Below are 16,763 nucleotides of genomic sequence, written 5' to 3' on the forward strand. Positions count from 1 at the left end.
AAGCTGCCGGCCGCGCTGGATATCGGCATCAAACGCGACAATCAGTGTCCGCGGCCCGATCAGTTCGCCGGTTTCGCCAGGGAAAACCCACAGGCCGGCATGCCCTTCGCGGTCACCGGCCTGAGCGAAGTGGATTATCAGACCCTGCAGCGCTGGCTGGAGCAGGGCGCGCCCGTCGATCGGCACGCGCTCGCGGCGAGTAAGGCCGAGACGGCGCAGGTCGAGACTTGGGAGCGTTTTCTCAATGCCCCGGGTGCGCGTGAAAGCCTGGTCTCACGTTGGCTGTACGAGCACCTGTTCCTCGCACACCTGTATTTCAGCGATGGCGAGCCCGGGCATTTCTTCCAGTTGCTGCGTTCGCGCACCCCGAGCGGCCAGCCGGTCGACCCTATCGCCACGCGCCGGCCCAATGAAGATCCGGGCAGCGCATTCTTTTACCGTCTGGTGCCGATTCAGGGCGTGATCGTGCACAAGACCCACATGACCTATCCGCTCGGCGCGAATCAGCTGGCGCGCGTCAAACAGCTGTTTTTTGCCGAGGATTGGCAGGTGGAGGCGCTGCCCGGCTATGGCGCCCAGCGCCGCGCCAATCCATTCGAGACCTTCGCGGCGATTCCGCCGCAGGCGCGCTACCAGTTCATGCTGGATAACGCCGAATACTTCGTGCGTACCTTTATCCGCGGCCCGGTGTGCCGCGGACAGATTGCCACCGACGTGATCCGTGACAACTTCTGGGTGGTGTTCCAGGACCCTCGGCATGATCTGTACCTGGTCGATGCAAACTATCGCGCCGAGGCGACGCCGCTGCTGGCCATGCCCGGTCAGTTCGACGTTATCGGCAATCTGCTCAGTCTGTGGCGGACTTATCGCAACCGGCGCAATGAGTACGAGGCCCTGCGCATGGCCAGCTACGCCGCGGCCCCGGCCCCCAGCTGGTCGCATATCTGGGCCGGCAACGACAATGCGCTGCTGAGCATCTTCCGCCAGCACGACAGCGCCTCGGTGCGCAAGGGCCTGATCGGCGAGATCCCGCAGACCCTCTGGTGGATGGACTATCCGCTGCTGGAGCGGGCCTATTACCAGTTGGTGGTCAACTTCGATGTGTTCGGCAACCTGTCGCATCAGGCGCAGACGCGCTTGTATTTCGATCTGATCCGCAACGGCGCCGAGCAGAACTTCCTGCGCTTGATGCCGGCCGACGCCCGCCAGGCGATTCTCGATGACTGGTATCGGTACAGTGGCCAGCTGAAGCTGTGGCTGGACTACCAGCGCATCGATACCGAGACTCGGACTGCCCTGCAGTTGCCGGCAAAAGACCCCAAGCGTGGCTTTGCCGAGGCCCTCTTGAGCCGCTATGGCAGCCTCAACGCGCGGCCCGACCCGATCAACCGCTGCAGTGGCGTGCACTGCCATCGCGCCGGGCTGCCGGCCGAGATGCAGGCGGCCGAGCAGGCGCTGAGTCGCCTGTCCGGCAAGCCGGCTGGCGGGCTCAAGGTCATTCACCAGCTGCCGGAAGCGACCCTGTTGCGCGTCGAACGGGCCGATGGCAAGCGCGAGGTCTATAGCCTGTTGCGCAACCGCGCGCACAGCAACGTGGCCTTCATGTATGGCGAGGAACTGCGCTATCAGCCGGCGCTGGATACCCTGAGCGTTTACCCGGGGGTGCTGACCAGCTACCCGAACTTCATGTTCAGCCTCGCGGCGCAGGAGGTTCCGGCGTTCGTGCGCAGCCTGGAATCGGCCCGTGATGGCCAGGCATTCGACAGGATTGTCGAGCGCTGGGGCATTCGACGCAGCCATCCCGAGTTCTGGCGCTATTTCCATGACCTGTCGGCGTATATCCGCGAAACCGAGCCTATCGAGGCCGGCGTGCTGGTATGAACCGCTACGAGAACCTGTAGCGGCAGGCGATCTGGCTACTGGATGTTATGCCTGGCGTTCGCTTGGCAGCCGCAGCGCCCATGGCCAGTACCTTAGCGCACCACCAGCACGGAGGCGTCGGAATAAGAAGCAAAATACCCCGCATTGGAGGCGAACAGGTGCTCGGCCAGACCGGGCACATGGGAGGCCATCACCACCAGGTCGGCGCCGTGTTCCTTGGCCGCCCGCAACAGGATCCTGTCCAGGTCTACCGCTGGATCGTGGCTGATATAGGCGGCGCTGCTGACCTTGCTCAGTCCGTACTTCTCTGCCTGAGCTTGGCCGAATTGCTCCATCTTGGCGGTGAACTCGGTCGGGTTGCGGGCGGCCTCGCTGGGGGTGTTGGCCGTCACGCCCACATAGCAGACCGGTATGCCATAGAGGTTGGCCAGGTCTGCGCCGGTTTTCAGGGCTTTTTCGAGACGCTCGATATGGGCCAGGTCGACAGGAATCATGATTTGTCGATACATCAGGATCACTCCTTTATTCGCAGGAAAGTCCGACGCTGCACAAACGTCGACTCTCTTTGCAGTATTGCAGAGGTTTGTCGATTCCGCGGCAGCGCAGGAGCGCCGCCGGTCCATGCCGCTATAAACCGCCGGCGCTTACGCCAGGCAGCCAAGCACCGACGGCCTGATAGGGTGTCGGCCGGCCTGGCGTACTCAACCAGGCGACCAGAGCCTGACGCTCGCCGCGCGGGTCGGCTTGCAGGCGCGTTTGCCAGCGGTGAGGCGCACTGGCGTCGATTTGCTGCAGGGTAAGCACCACGAAGTCGTGTTCGAGGGTACGCCCGGCATTCTCGCCGCGGGTCACGCTACTGCGCAGCCCAAAGCCAAGTCGCGCGACATGGGCGACCAGCCCCGCAGGTGCCGGGGTACTCTCGCGGAAGGACAGGCGCAGCCTGGCGCCATCCAGGTGCAGGGTCAGCGTCCCGACGGGCGCGCCGCTCGGCAGCTTCAGTGCCTCGCCCCGGAACCAGCCACGCCACTCTCGCCCTGCCAGGATGAAGCCGGGGGTATACACCGCACGACTGGCACCGCTGCGCGCGTAAGCCCGCTGACGTGCGCTGTAGCCCGGATTGGCGAAGGGATCGGGCCAGCCCAGCCGGTCCCAGTAATCGACATGGAAGGCCAGCGGAATAAGACCGTGCCAGAGCCGCGGATGCTCGCTGAGCGCGGACAGCCAGCGTTCGGCGGGCGGGCACGAGCTGCAGCCTTGCGCGGTGAACAGTTCCAGCACCGGGGTGGCCATTTCCCCGCTGCTGATGGTCAGACCCCGTTCGGCCTGGACGAGCGGGCTTGCGATCAGCAACGCGGCGCACAGCGCTGGCAGTAGGCGCTTCATATCAGACGGTTCCGGCGATGGCTATGCAGTGTGGACTCGCAGCTACGCCTCTTGTTACAGCGGTCTTTTTCCGAGTCAAACGCTCGGGCTTTATCGAAGGCCGGAGGTTGGCGTACACTGCGTGCATGTTTGCGAGGAGTTGCCATGAGCACCATTACCATTACCGACGCTGCCCACGATTATCTGGCTGACCTGCTGAGCAAGCAGAACACCACGGGTATCGGCATCCGCGTGTTTATCACCCAGCCGGGCAGCCAGTACGCCGAAACCTGTATCGCCTACTGCAAGCCGGGCGAGGAGAAGCCGGATGACACTGCGATTGCCCTGGCCAGCTTCACCGCCTGGATCGATGCGGTCAGCGAACCCTTCCTGGAAGATGCCGTGGTCGATTACGCGACCGACCGCATGGGCGGCCAGCTGACCATCAAGGCGCCGAATGCCAAGGTGCCGATGGTCAACGAAGACAGCCCGCTCAACGAGCGCATCAGCTATTACCTGCAAACCGAGATCAATCCGGGGCTGGCCAGCCACGGCGGTGAAGTGAGCCTGATCGATGTGGTCGAAGACGGCATCGCGGTACTGAAATTTGGCGGTGGCTGCCAGGGTTGCGGCCAGGTCGACCTGACCCTCAAGGAAGGGATCGAGAAAACCCTGCTTGAACGCATCCCGGAACTCAAGGGTGTGCGCGATGTGACCGACCACAGCAACAAGGAAAACGCTTACTACTGAGGCGCCTGTTCAGTCAGTTCTGCACAAGGTGGCCCAATGGCCACCTTTTTTGTTTGTATCGTTCAATAATTGGGTGGTCTTCTATGGTAAAGCTGCTGTCTGCCGTTAAGATGCAGTGCCGGTAACATGGCACATTGACATCTTGCGCGGCTGATTCGCCAGAATTCCGGCCAGCAGGCAACCATAAAAGTGATACGTATGACCGTCAGTACACTGCTTATCTGCGACGACTCCAGCATGGCGCGCAAGCAATTGCTGCGTGCGCTGCCTGCCGACTGGCCTGTCGCCATCGAACAGGCAGCCAACGGCATCGAGGCCATGGCGATTCTGCGCCAGGGGCAGACCGATGTGATGCTGCTCGACCTGACCATGCCCGAGATGGATGGCTATCAGGTGCTGACTGCCCTGCAGGCCGAAGGCCTGTCCTGCAAGGTCATAGTGGTGTCTGGCGATGTTCAGGAGCAGGCGTTGCAGCGGGTCATGGCGCTTGGGGCGCTGGCCTTCGTGCAGAAGCCGGCCGATCCAGACCTGCTGCGACAAGACCTCGAGCGCCTGGGGTTGCTCGCCAGTAGCGCGCCTGGGTTGAGTCTGCGGACGGGCGGAGATGAATCCACCATCAACTTTTTCGATGCCTTCCGTGAGGTGGTCAACGTCGCCATGGGCCGCGCTGCGGCCTTGCTGGCCAGGCTGCTGGGCGTGTTTGTGCAATTGCCGGTGCCTAACGTCAATCTGTTCGAGGTTGGCGAGTTGCACATGGCCCTGGCCGATGCCCAGCGTGGTGACGGGCTTACCGCCGTATGCCAGGGGTTTATCGGCAGTGGCATCGCCGGCGAGGCGCTGCTGATCTTCCACGACTCGGAACTGGATGACATGGCCCGCTTGATGAGCGGTTTTTCCTCCGACTATTCCGAAATAGAAATGCTCCTGGATCTGTCCACCGTCTTGATTGGCGCCTGCCTGAACGGCATAGCCGGCCAGATCGATGTGCAGTTTTCCCAAAGCCACCCCATCGTGTTGGGCGAGCATGCCTCGATCGAGGAGCTGATCAAGCTCAACCGCCCGCGCTGGAAAACCACCCTGGCGGTGGAAATCAGCTACAGCATCGAAGGCCACCATATCCATTTCGACCTGCTTCTGCTGTTCACTGAAGACTCGGTGGCGCTGCTTTCCAACAAGCTTGCTTACCTGATGAACTGAACATGAACGAAAACCTGGATCTCAACGAGTTTCACTGGCTGCTGGCCGTGGTGCAGAGCATCGATGTCGGCGTCGTGGTGCTGGATCGCGAATACCGCATACACGTCTGGAATACCTTCATGGAAAACCGCTCGGGCCTGCAGCCCCATGAGGTTCACCAGCAGTCACTGTTCAGCCTGTTTCCCGAAATCGAGGAGAACTGGTTCCGCCACAAGGTAGAAGGGGTGGTGACGTTGGGCACGCCGGCTTTCACCATCTGGGAGCAGCGACCCTACCTGGTGAAGTTCAAGAACTACCAGCCGATCACCGGGCAGGAAGAGTTCATGTTTCAGAACACCACCATTCTGCCGCTGCAGGCCACCAATACCAGTATCGAGCATATCTGCCTGATCATTTACGACGTGACCAGTGTGGCGACGAACAAGCAGCAATTGCAGGCGGCGAACCTGCAGTTGCAACAACTCTCGCGCACCGATCGCCTGACCGGTCTGAACAACCGCGGCTACTGGGAAGAGTGCCTGCAGCACGAATATGCCAGGCACCGGCGCTATCAGAGCATGGCCGCGCTGGTGATGTTCGATATCGATCATTTCAAGAAGGTCAACGACACCTATGGTCACCCGGCCGGGGACAAGGTGATTCAGGCCGTCGCCGAGGTGATGCGCGAGCAGGTGCGCGACACCGATTATGCCGGGCGCTATGGCGGCGAGGAATTCGTGGTCCTGCTGCCGGATGTCGACAGTGCCGGTGCCATGCTGTTCGCCGAACGCCTGCGCCGGCGCATCGAGTCCCTGCTGGTCACCTATGAGGGGCAGTCCATCCCGTTCACCATCAGCCTGGGGGTGGCTGACCTGAGCGACCCTGTCGAGGACTATCAGCAGTTGATCGAGCGGGCCGACCAGGCCCTGTATGTCGCCAAGGAGGCAGGACGCAATCAGGTCAAGGTTTACTCCTGCAACCAGGTAGCGCTGCCGCCACCGACCTGAATCTGACGCCGAGCGCTTCTCCGTCAGTTATCAAGTCTTCCAGTCCAGGACTCTGGCGATTGCCACTGTCGCCGAGGCCGGCGATCTGTGGCCGATCAGCCTGCCGCTCGGCTCCTAGCCGCCTCCTGTGTGCCGGTCTTCGGTTTTCCCGACCTGCCGTTTCGTTGCCTGCGCAGGCCGAACATCCGTGTTCAATGCGCCGCAGGAACCGTTCAGAGGCCCAGTTCCGACAGGCCCGGGTGGTCATCGGGGCGACGGCCCAGGGGCCAGTGGAACTTGCGTTCGGATTCCTTGATCGGCATGTCGTTGATGCAGGCGAAGCGGTTGGCCATCAGACCGTTATCAGCGAATTCCCAGTTCTCGTTACCGTAGGAACGAAACCAGTTCCCCGAGTCGTCATGCCACTCGTAGGCGTAACGCACGGCGATGCGGTTGTCGGTGAACGCCCACAGTTCCTTGATCAAGCGGTAGTCGAGTTCCTTGGCCCACTTGCGGGTGAGGAACGCCTTGGCTTCTTGCCGATTGGAGGCGAACTCGGCACGGTTGCGCCATTTGGTATCCAGGGTATAGGCCAGCGATACCCGTTCCGGGTCGCGGCCGTTCCAGCCGTCCTCGGCCAGGCGGACCTTCTCGATCGCGCTTTCCCGTGTGAAAGGCGGGCGGGGTGGGCGAACGGCGTTTTCAGCGGTCATGGTGTTTCTCCTTGGTGAGTCGGGCCGGGTAGCTTCGAGTTCGGCTGCCGGACGGATCGGCCGTCTGACCAGCTCACCGCCACAGTTTGGGCAGCTGCCGTGCAGGACCTTGTCGCTGCAGTCACGGCAGAAGGTGCACTCGAATGAACAGATCAGCGCCTCAGCCGAGTCGGCCGGAAGATCGCGCTTGCAGCATTCACAGTTGGGGCGCAGTTGCAGCATGCTTGACTCCTGTCTGGATGGTTGGGCTTCAGGCGAAGCGCTCGGCGTATTCCTGGGGGCTGACCGACAGATGCTTGTGGAAGGTGCGGCGCAGGTTTTCCGGGTGACCGAAGCCGGTCAGGCGCGCCACCGTAGCGATCGAGGCCTGAGCGTCTTGTAGTAGATGGCGCGCCGCTTCCAGGCGAATGCGTTCGACATAGCGCCCCGGCCCCATGCCCAGTTCCTGGACGAACACCCGCGACAGCGTGCGCGGGGTCATGTGCGCCTGGGCGGCCAATGCCTCCAGCGACAGGTCGGCACTCAGGTGCGCAGGAATCCACTCCAGCAGAGCGGCCAGACGCGGCACCCGGCTTGGCTCGGGCGTGAGCAGGGCGCTGAACTGGGCTTGCCCACCCGGCCTGCGCAGGAACATCACCAGACGCCGCGCCACCGCCAGTGCGGTGACACGGCCGAGGTCGGCTTCGATCAGGGCCAGGGCCAGGTCGATACCCGCGGTGACTCCCGCCGAGGTGAAGACATGGCCATTGCCGTGCAGATCCTGCGGGTCATAGGTGTGCAAGCAGTCCGCGAGGACCTCGACCTCCGGGTAATCCTGGCGCAGGTTGTCCGCATCGGCCCAGTGGGTAGTCGCCCGGCGACCATCGAGCAGCCCGGCGGCGGCCAGGATAAGCGCGCCGGAGCAGACCGAGCCCAGGCGGCGCACCTGTGGTTCGGCGGCACGCAGCCAGGCCAACAGTTCCCGGTTCTGGCATTGGCTCTGTTGGCCCAGGCCGCCAGGAATGAGCAGGGTGTCGATTCGTGCGGGGGCGATCTCGCGCCAACTCTGTTCGGCCAGCAGTTGGAACCCGGCCGAAGTGGCGACAGCGCCGACCTGCTGGCCGAGCACGACAAGACGATAGAGCGCCGGCAAGCCCTGGCGTTGACGTTCGACATTGGCCGAGGCGAACACCTGCAGCGGGCCGGTCACATCCAGGCTCATCACATTGGGATAGAGCAGGCAGGCAATGGTCTTCAGCGCATCCATGGGAGGTTCTCGATGAGCGATGGATGCAGTCTGCGCTCAGCGAAAGGGTGGCAACAAGGACAATAGGCCCACAGATATTGCCAGTGCGACCCGCTGCAGATCAGAGCAGGTCAGGGGCAGAGCAGCGTTGGCTTGATGGCGCTCTCGATATACAACACATGAGGGGTAGATGGCCTGAGAGCGGTGAAAAAAACGCTCGCTTACTGCGCGCCTTGCCGCGAACGCCTGGAGGCGGCCTCGCGACGGCGCTCGAGATTTTCACAACCGCAGAGGATTACTCCGGCATGCTCCAGGGAGCCAGGTCGTAACCCTGCTGACTCAATTCGGCGCGCGACTTGTTCAGCACGTTGGCTAGCTCTATCGGGTCGCTGTAGATGCTGCTCGGCAGCTGGGTGCGGCCCAGTAGACGAGTGCTGGTGCGGTCGATGACCGTCAGGCTGAGTTCGCCGTTGCCGCCGTCTAGGGGGGCCCAGGCGACACACTGGAAAGGTTGAAAGGCGCGATCGGCGATGAGCAGTGCTTCGTTGAAACGCAGCGGGGCGTCCATGGGGTCGGTTTCTCCGAGGTGATCCCAAAAGTATTAAGGGTCTGCGGCGTAGGTCGCTCGCTGGCCAGTCATATGTGTTGATGATATGAGTTGACCATCAAGTCACATTTATGTTCGAAAAATGTTCACTTTGGCGAAGAAGCATAACTGCGTGTCGCCAACGCCAGGTGCTGCTCGCGACTCTTGCTAAGCCGCTTAGCCCTGGTCTGCCTCGAGCCTGCAGGCCGTCAACATATCCCGCAGATAATGCGCGACGTAATTCTGGAAGCGGCGGTCGTCCCAGTAGGCCAGATGGCATAACGGCGTATGGCGCTGGTACCAGGGGCCGACCGGCATGGCGCGGTCTTCGGCGACCACCTCGGCATAGGCGGGTACGGAACGCAGGGGGTAACCAAGGACGTCGGCGGGTGCATAGAGATTGAGCCAGCGGGCCTGTTCACGCACCGACGGGAGCAGGCAATGGCCGGGGAAGCGGATCGGCACCACCGTGTCGTAGGCGAAGGTGAACAGGGGCAGGTTACTGCCGAAGGTGACCAGGCCGGCTAGGGTTTCCAGGGCGAGAAACGGATCGCGTGGGCAGCTCGGGGTCTTGTTGACGCACTGCTGATCCCAGACGAAGTTGGAAAAGATATGCCCGCCCAATGAATGCGCCAATACCACCAGCGGCGTATCGGCATCGACCTTGGCACGCAGGGCATTGAGGCCACCGCGCAGGCATTGGTGCACTTCTTCGTAGGTGGTGTCGTAGGCTTCGCTGACCTTGCGGTAGCCACTCGCGTCGCCGAGGAACAGGGTGACGATACGCCGTAGCCAGCGCCAACGAACTGGCTGGTCACGCAACCGGCCGAGAAAGTCCAGCTGCCGTTTATCCAGCACACTGGCCCAGTACAGGCTCTGGAAGGCGACTTGCTCGGCTTCCGCCCCCAGGCGTCGGCGCAGGCCGGCAATCAGATTTTGGGCGAAGGCGTGCTGGCCCTCGACGTCGCAGTTGTCGGGTTGGGTGCCGATGCCGTGGATGATGGCGACCGCAAGTTTCATGAACGTCCTTCCGTGGTTGGGCGCGAATTAACCTAACCGCCCATGATTGCCGTTGCAATCGCCCTGTGAATCAAAGTGCCAGCATGCGCTCGGCCAGGCGTCCGCTGTCCGCCAGTTCGAGGAACTCGTCACCCAGTCGCTGGCTTTCGTCCATGGCCTTGCGCCAATGACGTTCGCGGCCGGCATCATCGCCCAGATAACGCTTGAAGTCCTTGCGGTCCGGCAGTTTGCCGTGGGGCAGGCGGGCCAGGTAGTCACGCGAGGGCGCCAGCAGCAGTACATCCTGCAAGCGACCGGCATCGCCCCGGCGCCAGGGCATGCCTTTGTCGAACCAGCCGGGGATGACCCTGTCGGTGAAGTGCGGATAGAGCACGATGTCGTCGCCGCTGTAGGGCAGGTCGAGGTGGTAATCGAGCAGACCGCCGTCGCGGTAGGTGCCCGGGCCGGCGCCGGGGATGTCGCGCACCCCTTGCATGATCAGCGGGATCGACCCGGAAGCGAGCAGGGCATGGCGCAGGTTGGCGCTGTCCAGCGCCAGGTAGCGCGAAGGGAAGTCGTTCAGTTCCGCCAGCGGCGGGGCCAGGCGTGCATCGTGCAGGATCACGCGCTCGAAGTGCCGGGCCAGGCGCGAGCGCCCGAGCAGGTTGTTGCCGATCACCGAGGACAGCCCCAGGCCCAGCCTGCCGCGGTGGTCATGCCGGAGCAGGCCATGGCTCTTCACCACGACGATATTCAGGCGGTAGTGCGGGTTGCTCAGTACCTCGGCGTCCTGGCCGGCCAATAGCTCTGCAAGCATCAGCCGACAACTGCGCGAGACCTCGGCCATGCTCACGCCCTTGGCAAAGCGCTGCCCGGTGTAGAGTTCGCCTAGGCGGCGAATGGCGGCGACGGCATCCGGCAGACAGGCACAGGCGAACCGCCAGGAGCCGATCGAAGCCCCGATCAGCGAGCGCTCGCGCGAGGCGCGTGGCAACCAGTCGCCGAACAGGACCAGATCCAGGCCCTGGATGCCAAGGGCTTTGGCCCCGCCGGCAGCGCCGGGCAGAATGCCCACGTCGGCGGGGTGCAAGCCGCGCTCGCGGATGCGTGCCAAGGCCCGTGAACCGGCCTTGATCGTCAGGGCGGGGTACTTGATTCGGATCGCACTCATGTTCGTCTCCATCACGCCAGGTCGCGATTATAGAGCCCCAGGTTGACAGACCAAGCCACTTGATCGGCTGAATGATGCGGGTACGGTTTGTCGCGAATCTGGCTGAATTCAGCTTGAGTTAAGTCCGGCGCAGCAAGCTCAATCCCGTCGAAACAAGCCCTTACGGAGACTCAGGTGCGTTTGCGTATCGAGTGCACGGCTGAGGGGTACCAGTTCAAGGTGGAAGACGATGGCCCTGGCATCGGAGCCGCGCAACGCGCTGAGGTTCTCAACCGCGGTACTCGCATGGATGAACAGGTTGCCGGGCACGGCCTGGGGCTGGGCATCGTGCGCGACATCGTCGATGCCTGGGGTGGACAGCTGGCGCTGGGGGACAGTCAGTTGGGCGGTTTGTGCGTGAGTATCCGGTTGCCGCAACCATCGCTGCGCACTGCCTGACAAATTCGCCACACTGGGCAGAATTGCCAGTAGCACTCACCCGCATAAGCCTTATGCCGATCATTGAAACCGACCTGCTTTGCGCCCGGTTTCGACGGCCTGCATGTTGCAACCAATGGTTCGCCGCTAAAGACTGAGCCTGTCAGTCTCTTCGCGTTTCATCCTGGTCATAAGCACTCGCCAATGCGGCAGCAATTCGGTATTGCCGGCTACCTGCAAGCTGCTCCGCTCGAACCGGTACAAGTGCGTGGGGCCAAAGGCGAACTGCATGTGCAGGTCGAGGCGCTCGGTGATGGGCAGGATCTGCGTGTGCAGATTGTCCAGCAGCAGGGGCGCCGCGCCATCATCGGCCCAGAAGCCCAGAATCATGTGCGCCTGCTGGGTAGAGGCCAGGGTGGTGTAAACGAGGCGCAGGCTCTGCTCGGAGATCCCGAGCAGGCGCAGGGTGAAGTACTTGGCCAGGGCGAAGTCTTCACAGTCGCCGGCACCCAATTCGAGGGTTTCCAGCGGCGAGGCCCAGTAGTCGGGTTGTCCCCACAGATCCACGTCTTCGCCATAGCGAATTTGCTCATTGAAGAACGCGTTGACTGCCTTCAGCTTCTCGGCATCGCTCAGGTGCATCGACTGCGCGATCAGTGACTGCCAGTCCTGCAGACGCTGCGCCACCTGTTCATTGCGATGCTCTTTCGGCGGCTGCGGCATCGCCTTGGCCGTTCCCATGATCAGGCCGCCACCGAGCAGGAGGCCGGCCAGAATTTGCCGCCGGCGACCGAACAAAATCAATAAAAAGCAGTGGATACCGCGCAAACGGCGCTCCTTCACAGGTGACAAGACAGATGGCAAACAATCGCCTGCCGGATGAGCTTGACAGGCACTGACACCATAAAGCCAGAGCCTGGCCCCGGGCAAGGCACGTTGGTCGGATGCCCGAGCGCTCCCGACGGATTGCCTTGTAACAAAGCGCCTCGTCAATAATCTGAATAATGGGTAACGGATTTTTGGAGGATGACACCATGAAAACGCTAGCAGGTATGACCGTATTGACTGCCCTGCTTGTAGGGGGCGGCGTGGTCTCGGTTCAGGCTGGAGAAGCGGTTGCTGTGGGGTTCCATCAGGCGCCGCAGCTTCTTCTGGCTGAGGGCGGTAGTGAGCGGCTTCTACGCCAGCAGCAACACATGGAGGCGTTGGCGAGCCAGCGTGCTGACTCGGACGACGGCGAGCGCTTCGTTCAACTGATCAAAGAGCAGCCCACTGCCGCGGGTACTATGCGTGAGCAGCAGGACCAATGGATCGAGGAGCCTAAACGTGGCTTCGAGAGGGTCAGAGAGCTCTACGGTCCCCATTGAGGGCCTGTGCTCCGTTGAATGAAACAGGGGGGCGATGCCAACAAAGCCGGCATTACCCACCCCTTGGCACAGGGACGTGCCACCCAATCGCAGGGATGTGGAAACCTTGAGAAAATGTCCTATTCCCGTGGCGTGTAATTCTGCCCCTGGTACTGGAGGCTCGCCCCATGCGGTCTTTTCTCTCTGGTTGGTTGAGCAAGGCTGCACAGGGGGCAAGTAGCGCTGACGACCCGTCCAAGGCCTTGGTCAGCAGCCTGCTGCTGATGGCCTGGTTCGTCGAAGCCAGGGATCCCTATACCGGCGGCCATCTGTGGCGAGTGTCGCGTTATGCCCGGTTGCTTGGCGAGGCGGCGGGGTTGCCCTCGGCCGATGTGGCTCGATCCAGCCTGGGCGGCTTTCTGCATGATTTGGGCAAGATCGGCATACCCGACGCCGTGCTGCGCAAGACCAGCGCCTTGACTGAAGACGAGTTCGCCGTCGTACGCACCCATCCGGAAATGGGCTGGCGCATGCTCGCCGGCCACCCGCTGGCCGATCTGGTCAAAGAGGCGGTCTACAGCCATCACGAGCGCCCCGATGGCAAGGGCTATCCGCGCGGCCTGCGGGCCGAGGAGATTCATCTGGATGCGCGCATCGTCGGTATCTGCGATGCGTTCGATGCCATGACCAGCAGCCGTCCCTACCGTACCGGCATGCGTCGCGGGCAGGCGTTGGCCATTATTCAGAGCCAGAGCGGCAGTCAGTTCGACCTCGAATTGAGTCGGGTTTTCATCGCGCTGGGCAAAGGCGGCGTGCTCGACCATGTGATGGGCCACTCGGATGATGGCATCCCGTTGCAGGAGTGCCCCATGTGCGGTCCCACCCTGGTTCTCAAGCGCAATCAGCAGGCCGGCGAACACATCTACTGCCGCAACTGCGCTGGAGAGTTTGCCCTTGAAGCAGAGGACGCCAGGCTTGTGGCGCGGCCTACTGGAAGAACAGGGAGTCCCGCGGATCTGCAGCCGGATGTCGACCATGAGCTGATCCGCAAGGTGGTGGAGGAGGCTGTCGACAGGTTGCCGCTCGAGCAGATGCTGGCGAGTGCCGGGCAGGCGCTCTCTCGTGGAAACGTGGCATGAGGTTGGCTAGCGCGTGATCTGGTATGGCGCGCGGTCAAGATATCCAGATACCCTTGGTCGTGGGCAGCATTCTCAACCTGATCAACCAGGGTGAAGTGCTCTGGGGTGCAGCTGAGCTGTTCATCCCGCACGTGTTGCTCAACTATCCGGTGCCATTCGCTGTGTCCCTCTTCAGCGCCATGCAGGCCCGCGCGCAGAGCCGGCCGGTGTCCACCACGGTCAGAACAGCCGACGTTCGCCCTGTAGTCAGCGCCAGGAATCCGGGGCGTCGAACAACAGACTGATGCCATTCACAGTTGTACCCATATCCACAGCGGTAAAGGCTCCGGTGCACCACCGCCAATGCGCTCATGGTATCGCCCGGGGGAGCATGTCGGCGTGCGCATGCGCGCGCAGGGAGTCGGGAGCAGCCGTGTGCTCGAGCCCGCCGCTATCCAGCCAGATCCGGGTCTGCAGTTTGGCGCGTTCGATCAGGATGCGCGTCTGGGTGAATGTGGGGGCTTCCGCTGCAGTGCTGTCAGTCAAGCGCATGCTCCAGAATCATGCTCAGGTCTGCCCCTCGTTGAGGCTGTTCCCCTATTAGAATCTGCTCGCGTTTTTGTCTACACCCTCTGACCAGTTCTGTTAATTATCCCGCTCTTGCAGTTTTTTCAGGATGGCCGCGCTATCAACCGCTGTGGTGTTTAGCGGTAGTTGTTGCAGTACTTCGGAGGTGAGTTTCAGCTGCTTGACGTACATCTTGCAGAGCGGGCATGCGCGCAGATGCATGAACACCGCCCAGCGAGTGCTTAAGCGCAGATCACCCTCAATGATGTCGGAGCCGAGTTCAGACATCTCACGGCAGGTCAGCATGTTCCTACCTCCTCGAAATGATTAAGCATGGCATGCATCCGTTGCCGGCCGCGGTGCAGTAGTACGCGGATATTGCCCTCCGCCAGATTAAGCACTCGGGCTATTTCGCCATAGTCCAGCCCGCCCAGCTCGCGCATCATCACCACGCTTTGCTGGTCTTCAGGCAGCTTGTGCAGGTGTTTTTGAATGCACTCGTAGAGTTCAGCTTCGGTCAGGAGCTCGTCTGGCGTTTCATGGTGCCATTGAATGGGCGGTGCACCCCAGGCTCCTTGCTCGTTGAAACGCGCGCCTATGGGTGATCCGGTATCGTTACCCCAGCCATCGAGGGACACCTCGCGGCTCGTTTTGCGGCGCATGGTATGGGCTTCGTTAATAGCGATCCGGGCAAGCCAGGTGCGCAGTTTGCAGCGGCCTTCGAATTTGCCGATCGCGGCAAAAGCCTTCAGCCAGGTTTCCTGTGCGACATCGTCGGCGAGGTCATCGCCCACCAGCGGGATGGCCATGGCAACCAGGAAGGCATGATGCAGTTTGATCGCCGTCTCCAAGGCGCCCTTGTCACCCTGGCGCAGCCGCTTGATCAGTTCCTGTTCATCCATCGGCTTCTCCCTCGGTGGCCTGAAAATGCGAATTGGAGGCAGCTACCATCTGGTTAATTAGAAGCATGCCTGGTTGCATTGTTACAACCCAGCCTCTCAGTTGTAAGCGCTCGTCTCGGACATGGCTGCACAACCTCTGAGTCGTTACTCGATATCCCGTTGCTTGGCTCCGGAGAATGGCGCCCGCGGGGAGATAGTCCTGGCCGAGTGGCGATGAGGCCATCGCCCATCTGATTGCCGTGTCCATGGATGACTGGGGCCAGCCCATCGGACTGTTCGCCTGCAAGCGTTGGGTGACGGGCGAGACCTGGTATCCCGCCGCAGCGATGCAACAGCTGCTGCCGAGATCTAGCATCGATCACGCCCATCCATCCTGGCCGACCAATCTGTGGCTGACTGCACTGTTGCAGCTGTTTCGACCCCATATCCGGGCGTTGATCGAGCACCGCGATCAGGTGGTCACGGCTTGGCAGCAGGCCCATCCCGGTGAGGATGTGTTCGAAGATCGCGCGCTGGAGATCACGGGCTATTTACCCATTTCCGTCGACAGCTGGGTTAAGGCCTTGAACCAGGCCCAGGGCGTTCAGCCCTGACCCGGCATTGGTTACGTGAGCATGCGATGAACATTCTGTTTCTCTGTACCGCCAATAGTTGCCGCAGCATCCTCGTCGAGGCCATCTTCAATCAGCTGGCCCCAGTACATGTGCACGCCTACAGCGTAGGCAGCAAACCCTTCGGCTGGGTTCATCCGCAACGCCTGCGGGCGCTACAGCGCGCCGGCATCGCGATCGATGGGCTGCCAGGCAGAGCATCGGCAGCTGCAGCCGGATCTGCTCATTCAGCCGCGAAGAGTTCGCGGCTAAAGCGGAACGCCGCCCGGCCGCTCCTGCAGAGAACGTTATAACCCATAGAATCAATGACATGCGGGTTGTTTGATGAAAGGGGTTCAGATGACGGCTGGCTGAAAAAGTGCGGCGCTGGTGATCAGCTTCATGCCCTCTGGAGGCATTGGCTGGCCGTTTGTTACAGCGGCGAGTTGCGCGGTAAGGGATCGACTCGATCGGTGTAGGCCAGGTGCTCGTGTGCGGACGAGCAGCATGGCGCGAGCTGTAACAAGCGCTGCCACGGCTGGTCAAATTCATGTCGGTCAAATTCCCCTGGAGGATGACGTCATGAAACACACAACCCGATTTGCCAGCCTGATCGCCGCGATAAGCCTGGTCGCTACTGGAGGGCTGGCGCATGCCGGCCAGGCGCAGCTGACACAGGACATGCAGCCGGATATCCCGTCACACCTGGAGCAGCTCCCGGTCGAGACCTACCACTACGGGATGAAGCTGGATATCGCACGGGTTCTGGCCATTAGCGACACCAGTCAGGTGTGCGGTGTCGTGCCCTCGGTCATGTATTACGAAGACACTGAGGGCAAGCTGCGGGCCTTGGAATATCTGATCCACGGCGGTGGTTGTTCTGAAAGTTGAGCCTGCCGACAGAAGGCAGTAGCCGGGAGAGCAGGGCATTCGAGGGGCCGTCGATCAGCAAGCGGGTTTCATGGGTGCTGTCG

18 protein-coding genes and 5 pseudogenes are annotated in these 16,763 nt (G+C 61.9%); 11 read left to right on the plus strand and 12 right to left on the minus strand.

Going from position 1 to position 16,763, the window contains the following annotated elements:
- Window positions 1-1,901 (plus strand): annotated as a pseudogene (locus ABZE94_RS03035) (fatty acid cis/trans isomerase); the annotation flags it as partial.
- Between the two features lie 72 nt (window positions 1,902-1,973).
- On the opposite strand, the gene ABZE94_RS03040 reads toward ABZE94_RS03035, so the two are convergent.
- Entirely contained in the window at window positions 1,974-2,390 is a 417-nt protein-coding gene (locus ABZE94_RS03040) for a universal stress protein (protein ID WP_372874055.1), read from the minus strand.
- Between the two features lie 118 nt (window positions 2,391-2,508).
- The gene (locus ABZE94_RS03045; protein WP_372874056.1) at window positions 2,509-3,264 is read right to left on the minus strand and encodes a DUF1223 domain-containing protein; all 756 of its coding nucleotides are present in this window, start codon (window positions 3,262-3,264) and stop codon (window positions 2,509-2,511) included.
- A gap of 144 nt (window positions 3,265-3,408) precedes the next feature.
- Between ABZE94_RS03045 and nfuA the strand changes: the two genes are divergently transcribed.
- From nfuA to ABZE94_RS03060, 3 genes are all read left to right on the plus strand, one after another.
- Entirely contained in the window at window positions 3,409-3,993 is a 585-nt protein-coding gene (gene nfuA / locus ABZE94_RS03050; protein WP_172151395.1) for a Fe-S biogenesis protein NfuA, read from the plus strand.
- 198 nt (window positions 3,994-4,191) lie between these two features.
- Window positions 4,192-5,190, plus strand: a complete 999-nt coding sequence (locus ABZE94_RS03055; protein ID WP_372874057.1) for a response regulator — start codon at window positions 4,192-4,194, stop codon at window positions 5,188-5,190.
- Window positions 5,191-5,192: 2 nt separating this feature from the next.
- A complete protein-coding gene (locus tag ABZE94_RS03060) occupies window positions 5,193-6,176 on the plus strand; it encodes a diguanylate cyclase (protein ID WP_372874058.1) in 984 nt (327 codons plus the stop codon).
- Between the two features lie 212 nt (window positions 6,177-6,388).
- Here the strand turns inward: ABZE94_RS03060 and ABZE94_RS03065 are convergent, their stop codons facing one another.
- The 6 genes and pseudogenes from ABZE94_RS03065 to ABZE94_RS03090 all read right to left on the minus strand — a co-directional run bounded on the left by ABZE94_RS03065 (window position 6,389) and on the right by ABZE94_RS03090 (window position 10,849).
- On the minus strand, window positions 6,389-6,868 hold the full coding sequence (locus ABZE94_RS03065; protein ID WP_372874101.1) for a DUF1348 family protein: 480 nt from the start codon (window positions 6,866-6,868) through the stop codon (window positions 6,389-6,391).
- Between the two features lie 9 nt (window positions 6,869-6,877).
- Window positions 6,878-7,090: pseudogene (locus ABZE94_RS03070) on the minus strand (DUF1272 domain-containing protein); the annotation flags it as partial.
- 28 nt (window positions 7,091-7,118) lie between these two features.
- Window positions 7,119-8,114 (minus strand): GlxA family transcriptional regulator, encoded by a 996-nt coding sequence (locus tag ABZE94_RS03075; RefSeq protein ID WP_372874059.1) that lies wholly within the window; start codon window positions 8,112-8,114, stop codon window positions 7,119-7,121.
- A gap of 274 nt (window positions 8,115-8,388) precedes the next feature.
- The gene (locus tag ABZE94_RS03080; RefSeq protein WP_372874060.1) at window positions 8,389-8,661 is read right to left on the minus strand and encodes a hypothetical protein; all 273 of its coding nucleotides are present in this window, start codon (window positions 8,659-8,661) and stop codon (window positions 8,389-8,391) included.
- Between the two features lie 195 nt (window positions 8,662-8,856).
- Window positions 8,857-9,699: a hypothetical protein gene (locus tag ABZE94_RS03085; RefSeq protein WP_372874061.1), complete on the minus strand. Its 843-nt coding sequence runs from the start codon at window positions 9,697-9,699 to the stop codon at window positions 8,857-8,859.
- Window positions 9,700-9,769: 70 nt separating this feature from the next.
- Window positions 9,770-10,849 carry a patatin-like phospholipase family protein gene (locus ABZE94_RS03090; protein WP_372874062.1) on the minus strand — a complete coding sequence of 360 codons (1,080 nt, stop codon included), beginning with the start codon at window positions 10,847-10,849 and terminating at the stop codon, window positions 9,770-9,772.
- Window positions 10,850-11,014: 165 nt separating this feature from the next.
- Here ABZE94_RS03090 and ABZE94_RS03095 point away from each other — a divergent pair.
- A pseudogene (locus ABZE94_RS03095) lies at window positions 11,015-11,287 on the plus strand (ATP-binding protein); the annotation flags it as partial.
- Window positions 11,288-11,413: 126 nt separating this feature from the next.
- On the opposite strand, the gene ABZE94_RS03100 reads toward ABZE94_RS03095, so the two are convergent.
- Window positions 11,414-12,196: a transglutaminase-like cysteine peptidase gene (locus ABZE94_RS03100; RefSeq protein WP_372874063.1), complete on the minus strand. Its 783-nt coding sequence runs from the start codon at window positions 12,194-12,196 to the stop codon at window positions 11,414-11,416.
- Between the two features lie 104 nt (window positions 12,197-12,300).
- Here ABZE94_RS03100 and ABZE94_RS03105 point away from each other — a divergent pair, with 104 nt between their 5' ends.
- The 3 genes from ABZE94_RS03105 to ABZE94_RS03115 all read left to right on the plus strand — a co-directional run bounded on the left by ABZE94_RS03105 (window position 12,301) and on the right by ABZE94_RS03115 (window position 14,035).
- The gene (locus tag ABZE94_RS03105; RefSeq protein ID WP_372874064.1) at window positions 12,301-12,633 is read left to right on the plus strand and encodes a hypothetical protein; all 333 of its coding nucleotides are present in this window, start codon (window positions 12,301-12,303) and stop codon (window positions 12,631-12,633) included.
- 167 nt (window positions 12,634-12,800) lie between these two features.
- Window positions 12,801-13,751 carry an HD-GYP domain-containing protein gene (locus tag ABZE94_RS03110; protein ID WP_372874065.1) on the plus strand — a complete coding sequence of 317 codons (951 nt, stop codon included), beginning with the start codon at window positions 12,801-12,803 and terminating at the stop codon, window positions 13,749-13,751.
- A 23-nt stretch (window positions 13,752-13,774) separates the two neighbouring features.
- Window positions 13,775-14,035 (plus strand): hypothetical protein, encoded by a 261-nt coding sequence (locus ABZE94_RS03115; RefSeq protein ID WP_372874066.1) that lies wholly within the window; start codon window positions 13,775-13,777, stop codon window positions 14,033-14,035.
- Window positions 14,036-14,099: 64 nt separating this feature from the next.
- Here ABZE94_RS03115 and ABZE94_RS03120 read toward each other — a convergent pair whose 3' ends face one another.
- The 3 genes from ABZE94_RS03120 to ABZE94_RS03130 form a co-directional block, all read right to left on the minus strand.
- Window positions 14,100-14,276 (minus strand): hypothetical protein, encoded by a 177-nt coding sequence (locus ABZE94_RS03120; protein WP_372874067.1) that lies wholly within the window; start codon window positions 14,274-14,276, stop codon window positions 14,100-14,102.
- Between the two features lie 99 nt (window positions 14,277-14,375).
- Window positions 14,376-14,603 carry a hypothetical protein gene (locus ABZE94_RS03125; protein ID WP_372874068.1) on the minus strand — a complete coding sequence of 76 codons (228 nt, stop codon included), beginning with the start codon at window positions 14,601-14,603 and terminating at the stop codon, window positions 14,376-14,378.
- The gene (locus ABZE94_RS03130; protein ID WP_372874069.1) at window positions 14,597-15,199 is read right to left on the minus strand and encodes an RNA polymerase sigma factor; all 603 of its coding nucleotides are present in this window, start codon (window positions 15,197-15,199) and stop codon (window positions 14,597-14,599) included. Before ABZE94_RS03130 ends, ABZE94_RS03125 begins: the two co-directional genes overlap by 7 nt.
- Window positions 15,200-15,417: 218 nt before the next feature.
- Here ABZE94_RS03130 and ABZE94_RS03135 point away from each other — a divergent pair.
- From ABZE94_RS03135 to ABZE94_RS03145, 3 genes and pseudogenes are all read left to right on the plus strand, one after another.
- A pseudogene (locus ABZE94_RS03135) lies at window positions 15,418-15,792 on the plus strand (hypothetical protein); the annotation flags it as partial.
- Between the two features lie 26 nt (window positions 15,793-15,818).
- Window positions 15,819-16,025: pseudogene (locus ABZE94_RS03140) on the plus strand (arsenate reductase ArsC); the annotation flags it as partial.
- 346 nt (window positions 16,026-16,371) lie between these two features.
- Entirely contained in the window at window positions 16,372-16,680 is a 309-nt protein-coding gene (locus ABZE94_RS03145; protein ID WP_372874070.1) for a DUF2790 domain-containing protein, read from the plus strand.
- Window positions 16,681-16,763: the final 83 nt, after the last annotated feature.

The sequence above is a fragment of the Pseudomonas sp. genome (assembly GCF_041601375.1).
GTDB lineage: Bacteria > Pseudomonadota > Gammaproteobacteria > Pseudomonadales > Pseudomonadaceae > Aquipseudomonas.